This is a genomic window from Bradyrhizobium sp. HKCCYLRH3073, from assembly GCF_051167995.1.
Lineage (GTDB): Bacteria > Pseudomonadota > Alphaproteobacteria > Rhizobiales > Xanthobacteraceae > Bradyrhizobium.
Genome location: NZ_JBNPUD010000002.1, coordinates 150,717 through 171,380 on the forward strand (window position 1 = coordinate 150,717; position 20,664 = coordinate 171,380).

A 20,664-nucleotide genomic window follows, 5' to 3' on the forward strand; every position below is an offset into this window, starting at 1 on the left:
GGCTTGCACGGAGCGTTACAAGCCGCGGTCAGAAGGGTCGCACAGGGGAACGTGTCGCGCGCGGCTCAGTTCCGGGCTTCGGCCCGTTTCGGCGCCTTGGCTCCGGGCGGTGCGGCAGCAGTCTGGCTCGGGCCGGTGAACATCCGCTTCAGCTCGTCGAGCTTCTCCGACAGGACCGGAAAGTTGCACGAGAACGAATCGCGCCGCCAGCCATCCTTGGCGCATTGCGCTGCCTTGATGCGGGCGCGTGCCTCCACGTTCGACGCCGGCGGTGGCAAGCCGCCCTGCGCGGTCGCGGCCGGCGGCTTGCTCGGCCGTTGCGGCGGCGGCGCCGGCATGGCCGGCTTCGGCGGCTCGATCGCGGCCCGCGCCGTCATGTCCCGGAGCGAGGGCTGGAGGTCCTGCGTCTGCGGCCGCGACATCATTGCCGAGCTCATATTGGCGTGGCGCTGGCGCTCGAGGTATTGCGTATACTGCTGGTCAATGAACTTCTGCTCTTCGGCCGTGGGATTGGGCCCGGCGATGTCGAAGCTGCGGTCCTGCATGAAGTCGTAGTAGACATAGCCGCCGCCCGGCTTCCGTCTCCCGGCAAATTTGGCGTTGCATTGCGCCAGCGCCGCGGTCTTCTCCTCCTTGGAGGCGGACTTCTCGGCGGCGTCGGCGCACTCCTCGAAATCCGTCGGGGAGCGGCTCCACCATTCCGCATGCGCGCGTTGAGGTTGCACCGCAGGCAGGCAGGTGATCGCTGCAAAGACCAGAATTGGCAAGTGGGGTCGGTACACGAACGGCAATCCTCAGCGGCTCCCCGCCTCAGATGACGGGAGATTGTCGCCAATTTGCGGCGATGTGTGACTCCAATGCTGCGTAATTTGCGACTTTCTTCTTTATCTGCCGTGGTTCCGTGATCTCGTTGCCACAGTCGGGTCGGCAATGACGGCGGCGCCGTTCGTGAATCGCACCTTGCTGTGGCGCCGGAACGATACGCAGCTTTTTTCCACCATTTTCATCCCGCCGTAGTTGACGAAACTAATCTTGACGATGGAAAGATTGGTGTTGACGGGGCCGGGCGAGCGCCTTTATGAATATCTTGACATTGGAAAGATGACTTGCGCCGCCCGGCGCGGAGGAGGCTGCGATGAAAGTGTTCCTCACGGTCAAGCTGGCGCTGCTGCCGTTCGTCGTGTTCTGGACCCTGCTGGCCTGGCATCAGCCGGCATGGGCGGTGTGGTCCGCGCTGGCCCTGGCGCTGGCCGCCAATGTCTGGCGCGCCTCCCGTAGCGAGCTCGCGCTGCTGGAACTCGGAAGCCTCGCCCTTTTCGTCGTGCTGGCGATCGCCAACGACGTCGCGCCGAATTGGACGGCCGGCAATGCCCTGTGGCTGTCCTTCGCTGGGCTCGGCCTCATCAGCTTCGCTTCGCTCGCCGTCGGCCGCCCCTGGACCGGGGATTATTCCCGGTCGGCCTATGCCGACAGCGCCTCGACGCCCCAATTCCATTTGATCAACATGCTGATGACCGGGCTCTGGGGCGTGCTGTTCCTGGTGCTCGGCCTGTGCCGCTGGGCCAGCGTCGCCTCCTGGATCACGACGGCGATCGTCGTCGGCGGCGCGCTGATCTCGATCTTCGGCCCCCGCTTCGCAATTCGCCAGGCCTTGCTGCGCATGCGGGCCGCGCGCGAGGAGTGCCATTGGCCGGCGCCGGGCTTCGCCTCCGCGGCCGAGACCGATTGCGATGTCGCGGTGATCGGCGCTGGAATCGGCGGGCTGACGGCCGCGGCCCTGCTCGCGGAGTCCGGGCTGAAGGTGAAGGTGTTCGACCACCACGTCGTGCCCGGCGGCTTCTGCCACACTTATCTTCGCAAGGCGCACCACGACAACAAGCCGGTGCTGTATCGCTTCGATGCCGGGCCGCACGATTTCTCCGGCGTCTGGCCCGGCGGGCCGGTCGACGGCGTGCTGCGCCGGCTCGGCGTCGCTGACCGTATCCAATGGCGGCGGGTCACCCACTCCTACCGTCTCGCCGGCCGGCGCATCGAGGTGCCAGAGGACTGGCGCGCCTATGTCCGACTGCTTTGCGAGATGTTTCCAGCCAGCGCGGACGGGCTGACCCGGCTGTTCGACACCATCCATGCCATCTTCGAGAGCATGTATGCGACGGGGCAGGGTCGCAGCGGCATTCCCGGCATGCCCGCCACATTGGAGGAGATGCTGGCCTTCCCGCGCAAGCATCCGCAGGCGTACCGCTGGATGAACCGCCCGTTCGACGAGCTCGTCGCCGCCCACGTCTCCGATCCCGAGCTGATCGCCACTCTCAATGCGCTGTCGGGCTATCTCGGCGACGGCAGCGAGACGCTGAGCTGCGCGCAGATGGTCCCGATCTTCGGCTACTATTTCAAGGGCGGCTTCTATCCGGTCGACGGCTCCGGCCACCTCGCGGACGTGCTCGCAGAGGCGGTCACCGCCCGGGGAGGCGAGGTGCATCTGAAATCCAGGGTCACCCGCATCCTGGTCGAGCAGGGCCGCGCCGCCGGCGTCGTGCTCGGCAATGGCCGCACGATCCGCGCGCAGGCGGTGGTCTCGAATGCCGATCTCGGCCGCACCTTCACCGAGCTTCTGAAGGCCGACGATCTGCCCGCCACGTTTCGTGAGCGTGCCCGCGCCCTCGCGCCCGCCACGTCGTGCTTCTCGGTGCATCTCGGCCTCGACATGGTGCCCGACATCGCGCCCGCCACGCATCTCGACACGCCGATGGGGATCGGTCTCGCCGTGATGTCCAAGCTCGATCCGTCGGCGGCGCCGGAAGGCCATGCGACGATGACGATCATCACCCTCGTTCCTCACGAACAGGCCAAGAGCTGGTTTCCCGACGAGGGCGGCGACGACTGGAAGGCGTGGCGGCGCTCGCCGGACTACGAGGCGCGCAAGCAGCAGCTCGGCGATGCCATGGTCGCCGCCGCCGAGACCATCATTCCCGGCCTGTCGCAGCATATCGTCTACCGCACCGACGCCAGCCCCGTGACCTATGCGCGCTACGACCTCGCCAGTGCCGGCGCGATCTATGGCGTGGCCCGGTCGGGACGGCTGAAGGGCGCCAAGGCGCCGGTGCGCAATCTCGTCATCGCCGGCGGCGGCAATGCCGGAGCCGGCGTCGAGGCCGTGGTGATCTCGGGCGCGGAGGCGGCCGAGGCGCTCGTGCCCGGCCTGCTGGCGCGCGTATCAGATGTCGCATCGGACGCAATGACAGCGCCGCCGAAGGCGGCATGAGCGCGGCGATCAGGGCGTGTAGAGGTAGCGCAGCAGGGTGCGGCCGACGGTCTCCAGGCTCTGCGCCGAGCACTGCTCGATCGTATCCTGCGTGGTGTTGAAATAGGGCTCGTAGTCGAAGTCGATGACCAGGAAGCTCGGAATTCCGGCCTGCTGCAGCGCCGTGTGGTCATCGCTGATCGGATAGGCCGTGGGCTCCGGCGAGAACGCCTGCGGCGCGATCCGGCTGCCGATGCTCCAGAACTTCTTGACCTCCGGCAGCGCCGAGGCCAGCGACGACGGCTCCGGCTGCAGCTTGAGATCCCTGTCGCAGACCATGTCGAAATCGACCGCCTTCTCCGGCTTGTGCGTCGGATAATAGGTCTTCAGGTTGGCCGCGAAATGCGGCGAGCCGAGGGGACGCCAGGTCGGATCGCCGGCGCCGAGCGATTTCGGCCCTTCCTCGCCGTCGAAGAAGATCAGGTCGATGCCGACGTCGGGCCGCGGCGACAGCGACAGCACGCGTGCGGTCTCCAGCAGCAGCGCCACCGCCGAGGCGGAGTTGTTGGCGCCCGGCATCGGCGCATCCGGCGACTTCGGATCGCGATAGGCCTTGATGATGCTGTCGTAATGGGTCGCGACGATAACGCGCCGCGGGTTCTGCACCTGGAAGCGGGCGATGATGTTGGTGAGCGGGATCGCCTTGCCGTCGTCACCCTTGGCGGAGAAGCTCTGCGTGAGCACCGCATCCGCCGCGCTCTTGGCCATCGCGTCCTTGATGTAGTCGATCGTTTTCTGATGCCCCGGCTCGCCCATCGATCGCGGCGTGAAGCGCAGCAGATCGGCGATGACGGCCAGCGCGCGCTGACCGTCCCACAATTCGATCTGCGCGTCCGCGGCGTTGGCGGTCGGCGACATCAGCAGCAATACGGCCGCTGTCGCGGTGGCGGCGAGGCGAGGCCAGAACTCAGTCATCCGCAAAGCTCTTCAATGATGAAAATCAGGACGGCTTCTTGCCGAAGGGAATGAACAGGATGCCGGCGCAGCCAGCCAGCGCCGCGGCGAAATAATAGGTGATCGCGCGCGAGCCGATCGTCGGGATCAGCGCGAACGTCGTGACCAGCGTGCCGACGACGTTGCCGATGGTCGAGACGCCGTAGACCAGGCCGGCGACACGGCCGGCCTCGCCGGCCGAGCGCGTCAGCAGGCTGACGGCGATCGGCGAGAAGGTGCCGAGCAGGGTCAGCGGCACCAGCAGCAGCGCGGTCGAGGCCATCAGCGTCGCCATCGGCCCGTCGCCGATGCTGTCGAGGATGTCGGCCATCACGGTATCGGCGGTCGCCGGCACCAGCGCCATGTAGGCGGCGGCGATCAGGATCATGGTGCCGATGGTGCGCGTCGACGGTTGCCGGTCGACGATGGCGCTGCCGGCGAAATAGCCGATCGCGAGCGCGCACAGCACGGTCGAGATCAGGCTCGCCCAGGCGCCGATGCCGCTGCCGAAATACGGGTTGAGGTAGCGGCTGCCGAGCATCTCGAAGCCCATCAGCACGCAGCCGACCAGGAACGAGCAGACATAGATCGCCAGCATGCCGGCGCGGGACACGTGCTCGCTCATGGCAGCTTCTTGTTGTGGCGCTCGATGCTCTTCAGCGCCTCCACCGGCGCGAAGTCGTCGGTCAGCACCTTGGCCTTGGCGTCGATCACCTGGCCGTTGTCGATGTCGATGCGCTTGCGCTGCGCCAGCATGTCGGCGAGCTTGTAGCGGAAGCCGAATTCCTTGTCGCGCTCCTGCGCGATGCCGGCGAGATCTTCCGCCTTCCGCTCGTCGCCGGGATAGGCGACCATGACGATGTTGCCGCCGGCCTCGTAGAAGTCGACCTGCGGGAACACGCTGTGGATGGTCTTGACCGCGGCGTCGAACAGCATGGTCGAGGGCTCGACGTTCTGCGCCACCACGCCGCCCTCGGCGAGATGGTCCTTGACGAGCTGGTAGAATTCCTTGGTCAGGAGATGAAACGGCACGAACGGCCCGCGATAGGCGTCGATCAGGATGATGTCGTAGCGGTCCTTGGATTCCTGCACGAACAGCCGGCCGTCGCGGTTGGCGACGTGGAAGTTCGGCTCCTCCTTGATGCCGAAATATTTCTTGGCGAGCTCCAGCACCGTCGGATCGAGCTCGACCGAGGTCACCTGCACCTTGGGCAGGAAGCGGTGCAGGTACCACGCGGTGCGGCCGCCGCCGAAGCCGATCTCGAGAATGGAGCTGACATTCTTGGCGTACATCACGCTCGCGGTCATGAAGCGGGTATAGTCGACCGGCAGGTCGAGCTCGTCGCGGGTGTTGTAGACGCTCTCGGTATAGATGCGGCGGTTGTGACCGAACGTCATGCTGCGGTAAGGCGGCTGCTCATAGACATAGATGTTGTTGTAGAGCGACTCCTTGGACTCCAGCAGATTGCGGGTGTCCTGCGCGCTTGCGGCGGCGATGGAGAGGAAGCTTGCGAGCGCGCCTGAAATGACCGACCGGATGAGCATCGACTTGTCTGTTTCCCTCGGCTGAAATGGGCAGGCGCGCTTGAATCAAGTCGGATCTCGCGGCGCCGGCCGGCTGGCCCGGCCACGAGATGCGCTCAGGCACGACCAATACGGCAATCCCGAGGCCGGGTTCCGGATCGGCGCCGTTCTCTTAGACCATCGGCTGCCGTCCGGATAGTCAAACCGCCCCTCCCAAACGGGGGTGTGATCGGTCGGCGCCGCCTCAACCGGGATCGCGCGGCCGCGTTCCCACCGTCTTCCCATCGCAGGACCCGAGCGTCGTTGTGCCACGGCCGGCTGTCCGGTCCAGGCATTGACCGGAGAGGCTTCCGGTCGGTGGCCGGGTCTGCTATGGAGGCAGCGAAGCAGGTGCACTTCGGTGCAGGCTCCGGTCCCGTAGCTCAGCTGGATAGAGCGGCGGTTTCCTAAACCGTAGGTCGCATGTTCGAGTCATGCCGGGATCGCCATCTGCCGCAGCCTTGCGCGCGCAGACCTCTCCAGATCAAACCGTCGCGCGTGTGATCCGCTCGGGAAACGGGTGGAGCGCGCCGCCGCGATCGAGGAGCTTCTCCGGGTGAGACGGCGGCCCGAGCCCCGTCCGCGCGGCGCGCCATCGCCGCCGAATGCATCACCCTGGAGAGCTATCCATGCACACGACGATCGAGCCGGGCATCCTCTATTTCGGGACGCCCGTCGTCCTCATCAGCACCGTCAACGAGGACGGCGGCTTCAATCTCGCGCCGATGTCGTCGGCATTCTGGCTCGGCTGGCGCTGCATGCTGGGCCTCGCGGCGGGATCGAAGACGCCGCAGAACATGCGCCGCACCGGCGAGTGCGTGCTGAACCTGGCGTCGGTCGATCTCGCCGCCGCGGTCGATCGCCTGGCGCTGACCACGGGATCGGACCCGGTGCCGGCGATGAAGCAGCGCAAGGGCTACCGCCATGAGCCGGACAAGTTCGCCGCGGCCGGCCTCACTGCGGTCAGGTCCGAAACGGTCGCCGCGCCGCGCGTCGCCGAATGTCCGGTGCAACTCGAAGCGCGGGTCGAAGCGGTGCATGGCATCGCCGATGACGACGCGCTGCTGAAGGGGCACATCCTGTGCTTCGAGGTCCGCGTCCAGCGCGTTCATGTCGACGGCGCCCTCCTGGTGGACGGCGCGCGCGACCGCATCGATCCCGACAAATGGCGGCCGCTGATCATGAGCTTCCAGCAGTTCTATGGCCTCGGCCCGCGCCTTCACGATTCGCGGCTGGGCACCATCCCAGAGGCGGCCTATCGCACGCCCGATGTCGAGCGCGCGCGCAAGGTGCCGACGCGGATGGAGGCGGCGGCCGGCTGAGCCGGCTCGGCCTCGAGTCTCGCCTGGAATCACCCGGCCGCCCGTTCAAGCTTGCATCCGGGTGCAAGAGGTCAAGGACATCATGGGGGCTGTGGCTGTCGACCGGCTGCTGATCGAGGCGGCCGATCATTACAATGCGGGGCGCGCCGGACCGGCCAAGGCACTGTGCGGCGACATCCTCCAGGCGGTGCCGGATCATCTGCCGGCGCTGCATCTGTCCGCGATCCTCGCCTTTGCCGACGGCCGCATGGCCGAGGGCGCGGAGCTGCTCGGGCGCGTCTTCGCCCGCGATCCCCAGCATGCGGCGGCCTATGTCACGCTCGGCGATGCGCTCGCGGTGAAAGGCGAGCGCAACGGCGCCGCCGATGCGTTCGCGCGCGCAGCGGCGTTGCGGCCGCTCGATGCGGCGATTCAGAGCAGGCTCGGCAGCGCGCTGCTGGAGCTGTCGCGCTTCGCCGAGGCCGAGGCCGCCTATCGCCAGGCGCTGACGCTCGATCCTGCGCTCGCGCATGCGCGCTGGAATCTCGCGCTGGCCCTGACGCGTCAGGGCCGCCTCGCGGAGGCCGAAGCCGTCTACCGTGCGCTGCTCGAACGCGACCCGGCCCACCCCGAGGCGTGGCGGGCGCTGGCGCATGTGCTCGCCGACCAGGCAGACTATGCAGCGGCGGTGCCGGCCTATCAGCATGCGCTCGCCGCACGGCGGGACGATGCCGGCCTGCATCTCAGCCTTGGCGATGTGCTCTACAAGCAGCGCGCCTTTGCCGAGGCCGCGGTCCATTATCGTCGGGCCTGCGATCTCGCGCCCGGCGATGCCAACGCTGCACGGCTGCTCGGGCACGCGCTGCATGAGGCCGACCGCCCGGCCGAGGCCGTCGAGGCCTATCGGCGCGCCGCGGTGCTCGATCCCACCGATGTGGTCGTGCTCAGCAATCTCGCGGCCTGCCTGTGCGGGACCGGCCAGCTCGATGCGGCGATTGCCGCCTGCGAGCACGCGCTGGCCTTGCTGCCCGATCACGCCCCGGCGCATACCAATCTGGGCATCATCCATGAGATGCGCGGCGAGACCATCGAGGCCGTCGCGGCGCATCGCCGCGCCGTGGCCTCCGATCCCGGTTACGCCAAGGGCCACGCCAACCTCGCGGTGGCGCTGCGCAACGCCGGCGACATCGACGCGGCGCTGGCCGCCTCGCATCGTGCGATCGCGCTGGCGCCCGACAATGCGCTCGCCCGCTACAATCACGCGCATTTCCTGCTGATGTGCGGCGACCTCGTGAACGGTTTTGCCGAGCATCGCTGGGGCCGCGACTGTCCGGACCTCTCCGCGGGCATGCCGCGCTTCGACGCGCCGGAATGGCAGGGCGCGCCGCTCGACGGACGCACCCTGCTGCTGTTCGCCGAATATGGCATCGGCGATGCGCTGCAGTTCGTGCGCTATGTCGATCGCGCCAAGGCGATGGGCGGCAACATCGTGCTGCAGGTGCAGCCGGCGATCGCGCCGTTGCTGCGCAGCCTCGACGGCGTCACGGTGGTCGGGCGCGGCGAGAAGCTGCCGCCGTTCGACCTGCAACTGCCGCTGATGGATCTGCCGCGGATCTTCGGCACGACCTTGGAGACGATCCCGGCCGAGGTGCCTTATCTCGCAGCTGATCCGATCAAGATGGCCGCGTGGCGCAGCGTGCTGGGCCGCGCGCCGTCGTTGAAAGTCGGCGTCGTCTGGGCCGGCAATCCCAGGCACAAGGGCGATCGGCAGCGCTCGCTGACCGCGCAGGCGGTGCTGCCGCGGCTGGTGATGCCGGGCGTGCAGATCTATTCCTTGCAGAAGGAGCCGCGGCCGGGCGATGCGCTAGGGCTCGCCGAGCTTGGCTCCGACGTCATCGATCTCGCGCCGCTGCTGAGCGACTTCGCCGAGACCGCGGCCGCCGTCGCCGCACTCGACCTCGTCATCTCCGTCGACACATCGGTGGCGCATCTCGCCGGCGCGCTCGGCCGCCCGGTCTGGGTGCTGTTGCCTTACGCGCTCGACTGGCGCTGGCTGCGCGACCGCGCCGACAGCCCGTGGTATCCGACCATGCGGCTGTTCCGCCAGGACAAGCCGATGGCCTGGGATGGTGTGCTGGCGCGGACGGCCGGGGAGCTTGCGCGGCTGGTAGCAGGTGAGCGCGGGCTGCTGTCGCCCGGGCCGGGTATGAGGCCGAGAGCGGACGTCGAAGGCTTATGAGGCCCGACGCCTATCGCGTGGCCATGCGTGCGAGACCGGTCTGATCCGAGCGCGTGGACGGAAACGACAATCGCCACAAGCTGAACAGCATCGGGAGTTGGAAAACGAAGCTGATCGCCGCAGCGCCTGCCAGCACCTCGAAACGTTGCGCCTCGATCAGAGCCTTGGCGCTCGGTACCACGTGGACCAGGCCGTCGGCGACGTAGACAAGCGCAACCACCCGCCAGATGTTGGCGGAGAGCAAGCCCATCCTGAAGGCATGATCGAACAGCGCGAGCAACCCGCCGAGCGCGAGCGTCGAGCTCACCATGTGAGCCGGCGTATCGTAGAAGCCGGAGTCCAGGGCGGCCTGGACGAACCAGAGTCCGTAAACCACCGCGATGATCTTCAGCAACATCAGTTCGTTCCCAGGCCCGCGAGATCGTCGTCTGCCTCCGGGCAGCCGATCGGATTGCGCCCCCTTGATCGGAGCAGGCGTGCGCGACGTCGAGCTTATGCTGCGTGTCACGAAGGCTCTCTTAATCGGCTCGCTTGGATTGTCCTGAACGAGCCGCCCGCCTTTGATCCAGGTCCCGTGATGCAGGAGCCAGGCGCGGTTGCGGACATGGTCAAGAACCGCGGAGGCGGCCTACTGCTCCGCCAGCAACTCCCGCACCCGCGGCACCACCACCCGGCCATACAGCTCGATGCTGCGCATCAGCTTCGCATGCGGCAGCGGGCCGGCCGAATACTTCAGTTGAAAGCGCGACAGGCCGAGGGCCTTGATCGTCGCGGCGATCTTCCGCGCCACGGTCTCCGGCGAGCCGACATAGAGCGAGCCGTGGTCGGCCTCCTGCACGAATTCGTCGCGGCCCATCGGCGGCCAGCCGCGCTCGCGGCCGATGCGGTCGCGCATGGTCTTGTAGTCCGGCCACAGCTCCTCGCGTGCCACTTCGTCGGTGTCGGCAACATAGCCGGGCGAATGCACGCCGATCGGCTTCGTCTCGCGGCCGAACTGTTTGATCGCGCGATGGTACAGCTCGACATAGGCAGCGAAGCGTTTCGGATCGCCGCCGATGATCGCGAGCATTAGCGGCAGCTCGTAATGCGCCGCGCGCACCACGGACTCCGGGCTGCCGCCGACGCCGATCCAGGCCTTCAGCCGGCCGTGCTCGACCGGCGGGTAGACCAGCTGCTCGCGCAGCGGCGGGCGCAGATTGCCCTGCCAGGTCAGCGGCTGCTGCGGCAGCAGGCTGACGAACAGATCGAGCTTCTCCTCGAACAGCGCCTCGTAGTCCTTGAGATCGAAGCCGAACAGCGGGAAGGATTCGGTGAAGGAGCCGCGGCCGAGGATCACCTCGGCGCGACCGTTCGAGACGGCGTCCAGCGTCGAAAATCGCTGGAACACGCGGATCGGATCGTCCGAGCTCAGCACCGTCACCGCCGAGCCGAGCTTGATGCGCGAGGTCCGCGCCGCGATCGCGGCCAGCGCCACTTCGGGCGCCGAGATCGCGAAATCGCCGCGATGGTGCTCGCCGAGCCCGATGAAATCGAGCCCGAGCTGGTCGGCCAGCACCGCTTCCTCGACCACGTCGCGGATCACCTGGGCATGCGAGGCCATGTCGCCATCAGCGCCGCGGGTGACGTCGCCGAACGTGTCCAGGCCGAATTCGATCCGTGTGGTCATATCTCATTCCATTGCGTCGGGCCGTCATACGGCGTCCCGCTGTCAGCTGGAAGGGGCGGAACCGGATTGCAAGCGGCTGGGACGAAACACAGGGTTTCGATGTTGCGGCAACGACAGAATCCCCTGTGGAGAGCTCGCCTGTTGGCTTGAGGCACGTCATGCCCCGGGCATCCACGCCCATCGACATCCGGCGAACGACGTGGATGGCCGGGACAAGCCCGGCCATGACGGTGGAGGGAGGGGGAGAAGGCGGCTCGGTCACCGTCCGCGTGAATGTCAAGGCGGCAAAAAATTCTCTTTCGTTTTTCCAGAAAGTGTGCTCTATTGCATCTATCCTGCCTCATCGATGAGGGGCGTACGCGCGGTCGTCACGAGACGCGAGGCGGGGATGCGGTGGCCGCAGCGGGTCGCAGCGCGGTTTCGCGCCGACGAACGATCCGTTGCGGACAGTCAAGTCGCGTGGTCCTGGCCTCCCGATGCTGAGGTCAAGCCGGACGGCGGTGCGGAAGCGCAGCGCGCCGACGATGGGGGCAAGACAGCCGGTCCCCAGGGAGATCGCGAAGCAGCTGTAAAACCATCGCGCAGGGAAGGCCGGGATGTTCCAGCCGAACCTGTGGTTCCTGCCGCCTGCATTTTTTTCGCAGGCGGGCCATGGGGGCGGCGAGCTCCCGGTCTTCCCTGCGCCCTCACGTTTCCGAGGGCGAACGATCCGGACAAGGCTCGGGCTAGCGCGGCCGCGAGAGCGCGAACGCATGACCTCGGCCGATGCGATGGCCGGCCGCGCCTGTTGTGCGGTCATGCCATGCCAAAAAATGGGCGTGTGGCGCGGCCGCGCATCACCTAGGCTCCGATCATCGATCACACGGGATGACGCACATGGCGACCGGCAGCGACTATCAGATCTTCGAGGCAGGCGACGTCGTGCTGCAATCGGGCGTGACGTTCCCGTCACTGCGGCTCGCCTACAAGACCTATGGCACGCTGAACGCGGCCAAGGACAACGTCATCCTCTATCCGACCTCGTTCGGCGCCCAGCACGTCGACACCGAGTGGCTGGTCGCGCCCGGCGGCGCGCTCGATCCGAGCAGCTACTTCATCATCATTCCGAACCTGTTCGGCAATGGCCTGTCGTCGTCGCCCTCGAATACGCGCGAACTGTTCGGCGACGCGCCGTTCCCGTCGATCAACTATCACGACGCGGTCGCGGTGCAGCGCCGGCTCGTGGAGGAGCAGTTCGGGATTAGCCGGATCGCGCTGGTCTATGGCTGGTCGATGGGCGGCATGCAGGCCTATCACTGGGCCGCGCGCCATCCGGACATGGTGGAGCGTGCGGCGGTGGTGTGCGGCAGCGCGCGCTGCTCGCCCTACAATCATCTGTTCCTCGACGCGGTGAAGGCAGCGCTGATGGCCGATCCCGCGTTCCAGAATGGCCGATTCGTGGAGAAGCCGGTGGCCGGCCTGCGCGCGATGGGGCGGATCTACGCGGGCTGGGCGATGTCCTATGAGTTCTACCGCGACGAGGTCTGGCGCGAGCAGGGTTTTGGCTCGCAGGAGGACTATCTCGCCGCGACCTGGGACACCGCCTTCGCGCATCGCGATGCCGACAATCTGCTGGCGCAGATCGCGATCTGGCAGGGTGGCGACATCAGCGCCTGCGCGGCGTTTGGCGGCGATCTCGATCGGGCGCTGGGCGCGATCACCGCGCGGATGCTGCTGATGCCGGGCCGGACCGACCGCTATTTCGATTGGCGCGACAACGAGCGCGAGCTGCCCAAGCTGGTCGGTGCCCGCTCGGCGGAGCTGCGGCCGATCCCATCGATCCATGGCCATCGTGCCGGCAACCCGATCCGCATTCCCGCGGATCGCGACTTCATCAACGCCCACGTCTCGACCCTTCTCCAGAGCTGATGGCTGAGTTCGACATGACCGATGTGCCCGCCGACGAATTCGCGCCCCGCCCGAAGCTGCTGACACCGCAGGTGTTGCAGCAGCTCTGCACGCGCTCCAACGCGCAAGGCGCGCTGCGCACGCTCAGCCATTACGGCGCGATCATCGGAGTGGGTGCGCTGATCGGAGTGATCGCATCAACGCATGGTGTGCTCTGGGCGCTGCCCTTGCTGCCGGTGCAGGGCGTGCTGATCGCCTTCCTGTTCATGGCGGTGCACGAGACCGCGCACAAGACCGCGTTCGACAGCCGCAGGCTCAACCTCGCGATCGGCAATCTCTCCGGTTTCCTGATCGGACTGCCCTATGACTATTACTGCCTGTTCCACTGGGAGCATCACCGCCACACCCAGGATCCCCTCCGCGATCCGGAGCTGATCGTCGGCCCCAAGCCGCGCTCGGAGACCCAGCTTGCGATCGCCTATTCCGGCCTGGTCCAGGTGGCCGGCCGTCTCAGGCTGCTGCTGAAGCATGCGGTGACCGGTGAGGTGACGGTGCCCTGGGTCCCCGCCGGCCGCCGCGCCACCATCGTGCGCGAGGCGCGCGCCTACGTCGCAGGCTACGCGCTGCTCTTGATCGGCTCGTTCGCGCTGCACAGCGCGTTATTGCTGTGGATCTGGGTGCTGCCGCTGCTGCTGGGCCAACTGATCCTCCGGCCCTATCTCTACGCCGAGCACACCGGTTGTGATCACACCAGAAGCGCCTTCCACAACACCCGCACCACCTTCACCACGCGGATCGTGCATTGGCTGGCGTGGAACATGCCCTACCACGTCGAGCACCACGCCTATCCGGCGGTGCCGTTCCACGCGCTGCCGAAGCTGCATGCGATCGTCGACGGCGAGATCAAGTACCGCGGGCAGGGCTACATCGAAGTGACGCGGCAGACCTGGGCCTGGTTTCGCGCGCACTTTGATGGGGCGAAGCCCTGAGCAAATGAGTTCGCGCTTAAGCCATCGCCACGCAGACGGTGCACCCTCTCCCCTTGTGGGAGAGGGTGGCTTTCATGCGAAGCATGAAAGCCGGGTGAGGGGTCTCTCTCCGCAGAAAAGGTGTTGTTGTGGAGAGAGACCCCTCACCCGAACGAGTATGACGCTGATGGTAGCGATGCCCTCTCCCACAAGGGGAGAGGGTGCAGTCACGGGCGACGCGCTGATGTCATTGCGCGTGCCATCTCCTCACCGCCACCGCTCGCGCATCCGCGCGCCGAGATCGATGCGCGGCCCCTGGCTCGCCACCGCCGCGCCCCTCTGCACCCGCGGCCAGCTGGTCCGCTCGAACAGCGGCACCAGCGCTTCGGGAATGAACCGCGTGCGGGAGGCATAGACATGACGATCGCCGCGCACCGGCTGGCCATGGACGAAGAAGCGCTGCGGCACCAGGAGATGCAGATCGTCCTTGGCGCGGGTCATCGCGACATAGAGCAGCCGGCGTTCCTCCTCCAATTCGGCGCTGGAGCCGGCGCCGAGATCGGACGGCATGCAGCCGTCGACGACGTTGAGGACGTGTACGGAATTCCACTCCATCCCCTTGGCGGAATGGATGGTGGAGAGGATCAGATAGTCCTCGTCGAGCAGGGGCACGCCGGACTGGTCGGATGTGGCGTCGGGCGGATCGAGCGTCAGCTCGGTGAGGAAGCGCTCGCGCGAGGGATAGCCGCTCGCGATCTGCTCGAGCTGCAGCAAATCGGCGGTGCGCACCTCCGCATCCTCATGAACGCGCTCGAGATGCGGCTGATACCAGTGCCTGACGCGCTCGATATCTCCGGGCCATTCCGAGACGCGCAACTGCTCCAGCGTGCGCACGAACGCGGTCCAGTCCTCGCCGGCGCGCGCCGGCGTTGGCTGCTCGCACAGCCGCGCGATCGGGTCGGCGCTTTCACTCACGGCATCGAGCAGGCGCTGCGCCGAAGCCGGCCCGATGCCCGGGATCAGATGCAGCACGCGGAAGCCGGCGATGCGGTCGCGTGGGTTGGCAACGAAGCGCAGGCAGGCCAGCACGTCTTTGACATGGGCGGCATCGAGGAACTTCAGCCCGCCGAACTTCACGAACGGGATGTTGCGGCGCGTGAGCTCGAATTCCAAGGGACCGCTGTGCGAGGACGTGCGGAACAGCACGGCCTGCTGCTTCAGCACGATGCCTTCCTCGCGCTTCGCCAGCACCTGTTCGACGATGTAGCGCGCCTGGTCGGTCTCGTCGCTGACGGTCACGAGTTGCGGCTTGCGCGAGCTCGTGCGGTCCGTCCACAAATTCTTGGTGAAGCGCTCGCGCGCCAGCCCGATCACGCCATTGGCCGCCGTGAGGATCGGCTGTGTCGAGCGGTAGTTGCGGTCGAGCGTGACGATGTCGGCGCGCGGGCTGAACTGATCGGGAAATTCCAGGATGTTGCGCACGGTGGCGGCGCGGAACGCGTAGATCGACTGCGCATCGTCGCCGACGACCGTGAGTCCCGCGCCATCAGGCTTCAATCCGAGCAGGATCTGCGACTGCAGCCGGTTCGTGTCCTGATATTCGTCGACCAGCACGTGATCGAATCGATCGCCGATCTCTCGCGCGATCGTGTCGTCCGCCATCATCTGCGCCCAGTACAGCAGCAGATCGTCGTAGTCGAGCACGGCATTGGCCTGCTTGGCCTCGACGTAAGCGGCGAACAGGCCCTTCAGCTCGCCGGCCCATTCCGCGCACCACGGAAAATGCCGCACCAGCGCTTCCTCCAGCGGCATGTCGGCGTTGACGCAACGCGAGTAGATCGCAAGGCAAGTGCCTTTGGTCGGGAAGCGCCGCTGCGTGTTGGACAGGCCGCGCTCATGCCGCACCAAATTCATCAGGTCGGCGGAATCCTCGCGATCATGGATCGTGAACACAGGGTCGAGGCCGACGCGCTCGGCGTAGTCGCGCAGCATCCGCGCGCCGAGGCCATGAAACGTGCCGGCCCAGGTCAGGCCCGTGGTAACGGCCTCGGCCTGGCCGCCCAGCACCTTGCGGGCGATGCGCTCGACCCTGCGGCTCATTTCGCTCGCCGCGCGGCGCGAGAACGTCATCAGCAGGATGCGGCGCGGATCGGCGCCATTGACGAGCAGATGCGCGACGCGATGCGCGAGCGTGTTGGTCTTGCCCGAGCCCGCGCCGGCAATGATCAGCAGCGGCGGGCCCGGCGCGGCGCAGGCACCGCCATGCTCGACGGCGCGGCGCTGCTCCGGATTGAGATCGTCGAGATATGTCGCAGCCGTGGCCTGCACGAATCGTCCCTCAGCCTGCAAGAATCAGTGATTTGCGCCGCATGTGCAACGCGATGGCCCGGTCGCGGCAGCGTTTTACATGATTCGCAACCGGTCTTTTTTGCCACGGTTGCCCACAGAGCGTCCGCCAGCCGCTTGCGCTGGCGCGCGTGCACTCCTATCCAATCAGCCCCGTCACGAATCTCGGAAGAACACCGTGTCGAATTTTGCCTCCATCATTGCCGCTGAGCTCGCCGTCAGGGATGCCCAGGTCCAGGCCGCGATCGACCTGCTCGACGGCGGCGCGACCGTGCCGTTCATCGCGCGCTACCGCAAGGAGGCGACCGGCATGCTGGACGACACGCAGTTGCGCACCTTGGAGGAACGGCTGCGATATCTGCGCGAGATGGATGCACGGCGCACCGCGATCATCGAGAGCATCAAGTCGCAGGGCAAGATGACGCCGGAGATCGAGCTGGCGCTCGCGACCGCCGACACCAAGGCCCGGCTCGAGGACATCTATCTGCCGTTCAAGGAGAAGCGCCGCACCAAGGCGCAGATCGCGAAGGAAGCCGGGCTCGAGCCGCTTGCCGACATGCTGATCGGCGATCCCATGAAGAATCCGGAAGACGAAGCGAAGGCATTCATCAAGAAGGACGGCGACAATCCGGTCAAGGACGTCAAGGCCGCGCTCGACGGCGCCCGCGCGATCCTGGTCGAACGCTTCGCCGAACATGCCGACCTCGTCGGCTCGCTGCGCGAGGAGATGTGGACTCGCGGAGCTGTGAAATCGTCCGTGCGGCACGGCAAGAAGACCGAGGGCGCCAAGTTCGCCGACTACTTCGATTTCGCCGAGCCCTTCACCAAGCTGCCGTCGCACCGCATCCTGGCGATGCTGCGCGGCGAGAAGGAAGAGGTGCTGCAGCTCGATTTCGGCGATGGGGAGCCGGAGGATTCGAAGGATCCGTCGCTGTACGAGAACCGCATCGCGGTGACGTTCGGCATCTCGCGCCAAGGCCGCCCCGCCGATCAGTTCCTGTCGGACTCCGTGCGCTGGGCCTGGCGCACGCGCATCAAGACCTCGCTGGCGCTCGATATCCGCATGCGTCTTTGGCAGGAGGCGGAGAAGGAGGCGGTGCGCGTGTTCGCGGCGAACCTGCGCGATCTGCTGCTCGCCGCCCCCGCCGGCGGCCGCGCCACGCTCGGGCTCGATCCCGGCTTCCGCACCGGCGTCAAGGTCGCGGTCATCGACCGCACCGGCAAGTTCGTCGATCACGCCACGATCTATCCGCACGAGCCGCAGCGGCAGTGGAACGAGAGCATGCTGACACTGGCGCAACTCTGCGTGAAGCACGGCATCGATCTCGTCGCCATCGGCAACGGCACGGCGTCGCGCGAGACGGAGAAGCTGGTCAACGATTTGATGAAGCTGAAGCCGGATCTCAAGCTGACCAAGGCGATCGTGTCGGAAGCCGGCGCGTCGGTCTATTCGGCCTCGGAGTTCGCCGCCAAGGAATTCCCCAATCTCGACGTCTCGATCCGCGGCGCGGTCTCGATCGCGCGCCGCCTGCAGGATCCGCTCGGCGAACTCGTCAAGGTGCCGCCGGCCTCGATCGGCGTCGGCCAGTATCAGCACGATCTCAACCAGTATGAGCTGGCCCGCGCGCTCGATGCCACCGTCGAGGACTGCGTGAACGCCGTCGGCGTCGATCTCAACACCGCCTCGGCGCCGCTGCTGGCGCGGGTGTCGGGCATCGGCGAGAGCCTGGCGCAGAACATCGTCGCGCATCGCGATGCCAACGGTCCGTTCCCGACCCGCGACAAGCTTAAGGAGGTGCCGCGGTTGGGTCCGAAGGCGTTCGAGCAGTGCGCCGGCTTTTTGCGCATCCGCGACGGTGACAACCCGCTCGATGCCTCCGGCGTGCACCCGGAATCCTATCCGGTCGTGAAGAAGATCCTGGAGACGACAAAGAGCGACATCAAGGTGCTGATCGGCGACACCAAGACCTTGAAGACGCTCAATCCGGCGAAGTTCGCCGACGAGCGCTTCGGCGTGCCGACGGTCACCGACATCATCAAGGAGCTGGAGAAGCCGGGCCGCGATCCGCGTCCGGAGTTCAAGACCGCGACCTTCCAGGAGGGCGTCGAGAAGATCACCCATCTCAAGCCGGGCATGATCCTGGAGGCGACCATCACCAACGTCGCGGCTTTCGGCGCCTTTGCCGATATCGGCGTGCACCAGGACGGCCTGATCCACATCTCGGCGATGTCCGAGAAGCGCATCAACGATCCGCGCGAGGTGGTGAAGCCGGGGCAGGTCGTGAAGGTCAAGGTGCTCGACGTCGACGTGCCGCGCAACCGCATCTCGCTGACGCTTCGGCTGTCCGATCCGCTGCCGGCCAAGGGCGAGAAGCGGACCAGCGCACGGCCGCCTGCGGGGCGCATGACCACGCGTGAGGAGAAGCCGTCCGGCGGCGGCGCGTTCGCCGCGGCGATGGCCAAGGCCGCGGAGCGGCGCAAGGGCGCCTGAGGCGGATGGTGATGAGGCGCCGCGGAGGGCATGTCCCGTCTGCGGCGCCATCTCTGCGGCGCCATGGCATTCGGCGTCGTGGCATTCGGCGTCGTGTCGTTGCCGCCTTCCCTATCTCCGCGGCCACGCGTACATTGGTCGGCGGGTTGTGAGTGGGGACCGCGCATGACGAACCGGACCGTGATCATTGCCGGCGCAACCGGGCTGGTGGGACGGGAGCTGCTTCGCGGTCTGCTCGCCGATCCGACCGTGGATCATGTGCACGTCGTCGGCCGCCGTGCGCCCCCTGACGTTTCACCCAAGCTGACGGCCCATGTCGTGGATTTCACCGCGCTGCCGTCCCTGCCGCCGGCCGACGAGCTCTATCTGGCTCTGGGGACCACGATCAAGGTGGCCGGGAGCCAGGCCGCCTTCCGCGCCATCGATCACGACGCAAACCTCGCCGTCGCCAGGGCCGCGCTCGCGAGCGGCACCAGGCGCGTCGGTCTGGTCAGCGCGATGGGGGCAGATAGCACGTCGCGCGTCTTCTATAGCCGGGTGAAGGGTGAGCTCGAGGATGAGCTCACCGCGCTGCCCTTCGAGGGACTGGTGATCGCGCGGCCTTCGCTGCTGGTCGGCGCGCGGACGGAGCTGGGACAGCCGAGCCGGCCGGGCGAGGAATGGGGCAACAGGCTGAACAACATCATCGGCTTCCTGATCCCGGCGAACTACAAGCCCATCGCCGCGGCGGACGTCGCCAACGCGCTGCTCATGGCTGTTCCTACAGTTGCCGGCAAGCGAGTGATGCTGTCAGGGGCCATGCGCCGATGATCGAGCCTGCCGCTCTTGCGTAGCGGCCTGGTCTCGCCATTTATGAAAAATCGAATTCGATTGGTGGGTTCGGCGATCTCCGTAGTTATACGGCTCATCGCCTGCGACTGTCGGGGTCTTAACATCTTAACCATATCTGGCTGTTAGTTGTGCATCGAGGAAAAACGAGCCCGGTGTTTCATGCGCAGACAGCTGCTTGAATTTTGTTTCTTGGCATTGGTGGGAACCCTGCTCGGATCCCAAGCGGCGACGGCGTCTCCGCGAATGGTGTCGCTGGTCTTCAACTCGCAGGTTCAGAATCCGCAGCAGGTCGGGTCGGACGAATTTCGCGTGAAGCTGCAGGCGCTGGCCGGCAAGCGGCTCATCATCGATGAGCGTGCGGGCAACGCATTCGGCAGCGAGGCGGCGGTGCTGGCTGCAACCCGGAGCGGCGCGGTGGACGTGGCCGTGGTGTCCGGCGGCATCGCCAGCGCGGTGGTGCCCGAGCTCGGCGTCTTCGACATCCCGTTCCTGTTTCGTGACACCGCGCATGCCAAGGCGGTTGCGCAAGGGCCTGTCGCCGCCGCGATCGGCGCCAAGTTCGCCGACAAGGGACTGGTGCTGCTGGCGCTGGGCAAGCAGGGCTTTCGCAATCTCACCAACTCAAAGCGTCCGGTCCGTACCGTCGATGACGTCAAGGGCCTCAAGATCCGCGTCATCCCCAATCCGGTCTACCAGATGACCTTCAAGGCGCTGGGCGCCGACGTGATGCCGATGGATTTCCCACTGGTCTATGCCGCGCTCAAGGACGGCCGGCTCGACGGTCAGGAAAATCCGGTCGCCACCATCGCGGCCAATCGCTTCGACGAGGTGCAGAAATATCTGACGCTCACCGGGCATTTCTTCGCGCCGATCGCTTTCGTCGCCAACCGCGCGATGTTCGACCATCTCGATGCGGCGGACCGTGATGCGCTGGTTGCCGCCGCCAAGGCGGCTGCGGAGGTCACCTGGCAGGCCCAGCTCGATGCGCAGAAGCTCGATGAGTTGCGCAAGGCCGGCATGGAGGTGATCGAGACGTTCGACCGCAAGACCTTCGTCGACGCGGTCAGGCCGCTCGATGCCGACTTCGAGAAGCGCTTCGGCAAGGAGCTGCTCGCCACCATCAGGTCCACTCCGTGAA

15 protein-coding genes and 1 tRNA gene are annotated in these 20,664 nt (G+C 66.6%); 9 read left to right on the plus strand and 7 right to left on the minus strand.

Annotation, left to right across the window (positions count from 1 at the left end):
• Nucleotides 1–65: 65 nt before the first annotated feature.
• The gene (locus tag ACQR1X_RS04660; RefSeq protein ID WP_316216817.1) at nucleotides 66–782 is read right to left on the minus strand and encodes a hypothetical protein; all 717 of its coding nucleotides are present in this window, start codon (nucleotides 780–782) and stop codon (nucleotides 66–68) included.
• Between the two features lie 353 nt (nucleotides 783–1,135).
• Between ACQR1X_RS04660 and ACQR1X_RS04665 the strand changes: the two genes are divergently transcribed.
• Nucleotides 1,136–3,262 (plus strand): FAD-dependent oxidoreductase, encoded by a 2,127-nt coding sequence (locus tag ACQR1X_RS04665; protein WP_434898420.1) that lies wholly within the window; start codon nucleotides 1,136–1,138, stop codon nucleotides 3,260–3,262.
• A 9-nt stretch (nucleotides 3,263–3,271) separates the two neighbouring features.
• Here ACQR1X_RS04665 and ACQR1X_RS04670 read toward each other — a convergent pair whose 3' ends face one another.
• From ACQR1X_RS04670 to ACQR1X_RS04680, 3 genes are read right to left on the minus strand one after another with little or no spacing between them, the layout of a single operon-like run.
• Complete coding sequence (locus ACQR1X_RS04670) at nucleotides 3,272–4,216, minus strand: M28 family peptidase (RefSeq protein ID WP_434898421.1); 945 nt, start codon at nucleotides 4,214–4,216, stop codon at nucleotides 3,272–3,274.
• A 25-nt stretch (nucleotides 4,217–4,241) separates the two neighbouring features.
• Entirely contained in the window at nucleotides 4,242–4,859 is a 618-nt protein-coding gene (locus ACQR1X_RS04675; RefSeq protein ID WP_434888166.1) for a fused MFS/spermidine synthase, read from the minus strand.
• Nucleotides 4,856–5,779, minus strand: coding sequence for a spermidine synthase (locus ACQR1X_RS04680; protein ID WP_434893241.1), 924 nt, complete (start codon nucleotides 5,777–5,779; stop codon nucleotides 4,856–4,858). The genes ACQR1X_RS04675 and ACQR1X_RS04680 overlap by 4 nt, the downstream gene beginning before the upstream one ends.
• Before the next feature lie 390 nt (nucleotides 5,780–6,169).
• Here ACQR1X_RS04680 and ACQR1X_RS04685 point away from each other — a divergent pair.
• The 3 genes from ACQR1X_RS04685 (at nucleotide 6,170) to ACQR1X_RS04695 (ending at nucleotide 9,337) form a co-directional block, all read left to right on the plus strand.
• A tRNA-Arg gene (locus ACQR1X_RS04685) sits at nucleotides 6,170–6,246 on the plus strand.
• A gap of 180 nt (nucleotides 6,247–6,426) precedes the next feature.
• On the plus strand, nucleotides 6,427–7,119 hold the full coding sequence (locus tag ACQR1X_RS04690; RefSeq protein ID WP_434883770.1) for a flavin reductase family protein: 693 nt from the start codon (nucleotides 6,427–6,429) through the stop codon (nucleotides 7,117–7,119).
• Between the two features lie 82 nt (nucleotides 7,120–7,201).
• Nucleotides 7,202–9,337 carry a tetratricopeptide repeat protein gene (locus ACQR1X_RS04695; RefSeq protein ID WP_434893240.1) on the plus strand — a complete coding sequence of 712 codons (2,136 nt, stop codon included), beginning with the start codon at nucleotides 7,202–7,204 and terminating at the stop codon, nucleotides 9,335–9,337.
• Between the two features lie 10 nt (nucleotides 9,338–9,347).
• On the opposite strand, the gene ACQR1X_RS04700 is transcribed toward ACQR1X_RS04695, so the two are convergent.
• Nucleotides 9,348–9,731 carry a hypothetical protein gene (locus ACQR1X_RS04700; protein ID WP_316216811.1) on the minus strand — a complete coding sequence of 128 codons (384 nt, stop codon included), beginning with the start codon at nucleotides 9,729–9,731 and terminating at the stop codon, nucleotides 9,348–9,350.
• A 234-nt stretch (nucleotides 9,732–9,965) separates the two neighbouring features.
• Complete coding sequence (locus ACQR1X_RS04705) at nucleotides 9,966–11,003, minus strand: LLM class flavin-dependent oxidoreductase (RefSeq protein ID WP_434893239.1); 1,038 nt, start codon at nucleotides 11,001–11,003, stop codon at nucleotides 9,966–9,968.
• Between the two features lie 876 nt (nucleotides 11,004–11,879).
• Here ACQR1X_RS04705 and ACQR1X_RS04710 point away from each other — a divergent pair.
• The gene (locus ACQR1X_RS04710; RefSeq protein ID WP_434893238.1) at nucleotides 11,880–12,911 is read left to right on the plus strand and encodes an alpha/beta fold hydrolase; all 1,032 of its coding nucleotides are present in this window, start codon (nucleotides 11,880–11,882) and stop codon (nucleotides 12,909–12,911) included.
• A 14-nt stretch (nucleotides 12,912–12,925) separates the two neighbouring features.
• A complete protein-coding gene (locus ACQR1X_RS04715) occupies nucleotides 12,926–13,879 on the plus strand; it encodes a fatty acid desaturase family protein (protein WP_434898422.1) in 954 nt (317 codons plus the stop codon).
• Between the two features lie 246 nt (nucleotides 13,880–14,125).
• Here the strand turns inward: ACQR1X_RS04715 and ACQR1X_RS04720 are convergent, their stop codons facing one another.
• Nucleotides 14,126–16,186, minus strand: coding sequence for an ATP-dependent helicase (locus ACQR1X_RS04720; protein WP_434893236.1), 2,061 nt, complete (start codon nucleotides 16,184–16,186; stop codon nucleotides 14,126–14,128).
• 196 nt (nucleotides 16,187–16,382) lie between these two features.
• Between ACQR1X_RS04720 and ACQR1X_RS04725 the strand changes: the two genes are divergently transcribed.
• The 3 genes from ACQR1X_RS04725 (at nucleotide 16,383) to ACQR1X_RS04735 (ending at nucleotide 20,663) form a co-directional block, all read left to right on the plus strand.
• A complete protein-coding gene (locus ACQR1X_RS04725; protein ID WP_316216806.1) occupies nucleotides 16,383–18,695 on the plus strand; it encodes a Tex family protein in 2,313 nt (770 codons plus the stop codon).
• Nucleotides 18,696–18,860: 165 nt separating this feature from the next.
• Nucleotides 18,861–19,505, plus strand: coding sequence for an NAD(P)H-binding protein (locus ACQR1X_RS04730; RefSeq protein WP_316216805.1), 645 nt, complete (start codon nucleotides 18,861–18,863; stop codon nucleotides 19,503–19,505).
• Nucleotides 19,506–19,685: 180 nt separating this feature from the next.
• Nucleotides 19,686–20,663 (plus strand): TRAP transporter substrate-binding protein, encoded by a 978-nt coding sequence (locus ACQR1X_RS04735; RefSeq protein WP_410051989.1) that lies wholly within the window; start codon nucleotides 19,686–19,688, stop codon nucleotides 20,661–20,663.
• Nucleotide 20,664 lies beyond the last annotated feature (1 nt).

Coding starts and splice junctions, on each gene's coding strand:
- ACQR1X_RS04670 (WP_434898421.1), bottom strand. CDS start 4,216: ATGACTGAGTTCTGGCCTCGCCTCGCCGCCACCGCGACAGCGGCCGTA.
- ACQR1X_RS04690 (WP_434883770.1), top strand. CDS start 6,427: ATGCACACGACGATCGAGCCGGGCATCCTCTATTTCGGGACGCCCGTC.
- ACQR1X_RS04730 (WP_316216805.1), top strand. CDS start 18,861: ATGACGAACCGGACCGTGATCATTGCCGGCGCAACCGGGCTGGTGGGA.
- ACQR1X_RS04695 (WP_434893240.1), top strand. CDS start 7,202: ATGGGGGCTGTGGCTGTCGACCGGCTGCTGATCGAGGCGGCCGATCAT.
- ACQR1X_RS04715 (WP_434898422.1), top strand. CDS start 12,926: ATGACCGATGTGCCCGCCGACGAATTCGCGCCCCGCCCGAAGCTGCTG.
- ACQR1X_RS04705 (WP_434893239.1), bottom strand. CDS start 11,003: ATGACCACACGGATCGAATTCGGCCTGGACACGTTCGGCGACGTCACC.
- ACQR1X_RS04680 (WP_434893241.1), bottom strand. CDS start 5,779: ATGCTCATCCGGTCGGTCATTTCAGGCGCGCTCGCAAGCTTCCTCTCC.
- ACQR1X_RS04675 (WP_434888166.1), bottom strand. CDS start 4,859: ATGAGCGAGCACGTGTCCCGCGCCGGCATGCTGGCGATCTATGTCTGC.
- ACQR1X_RS04735 (WP_410051989.1), top strand. CDS start 19,686: ATGCGCAGACAGCTGCTTGAATTTTGTTTCTTGGCATTGGTGGGAACC.
- ACQR1X_RS04665 (WP_434898420.1), top strand. CDS start 1,136: ATGAAAGTGTTCCTCACGGTCAAGCTGGCGCTGCTGCCGTTCGTCGTG.
- ACQR1X_RS04710 (WP_434893238.1), top strand. CDS start 11,880: ATGGCGACCGGCAGCGACTATCAGATCTTCGAGGCAGGCGACGTCGTG.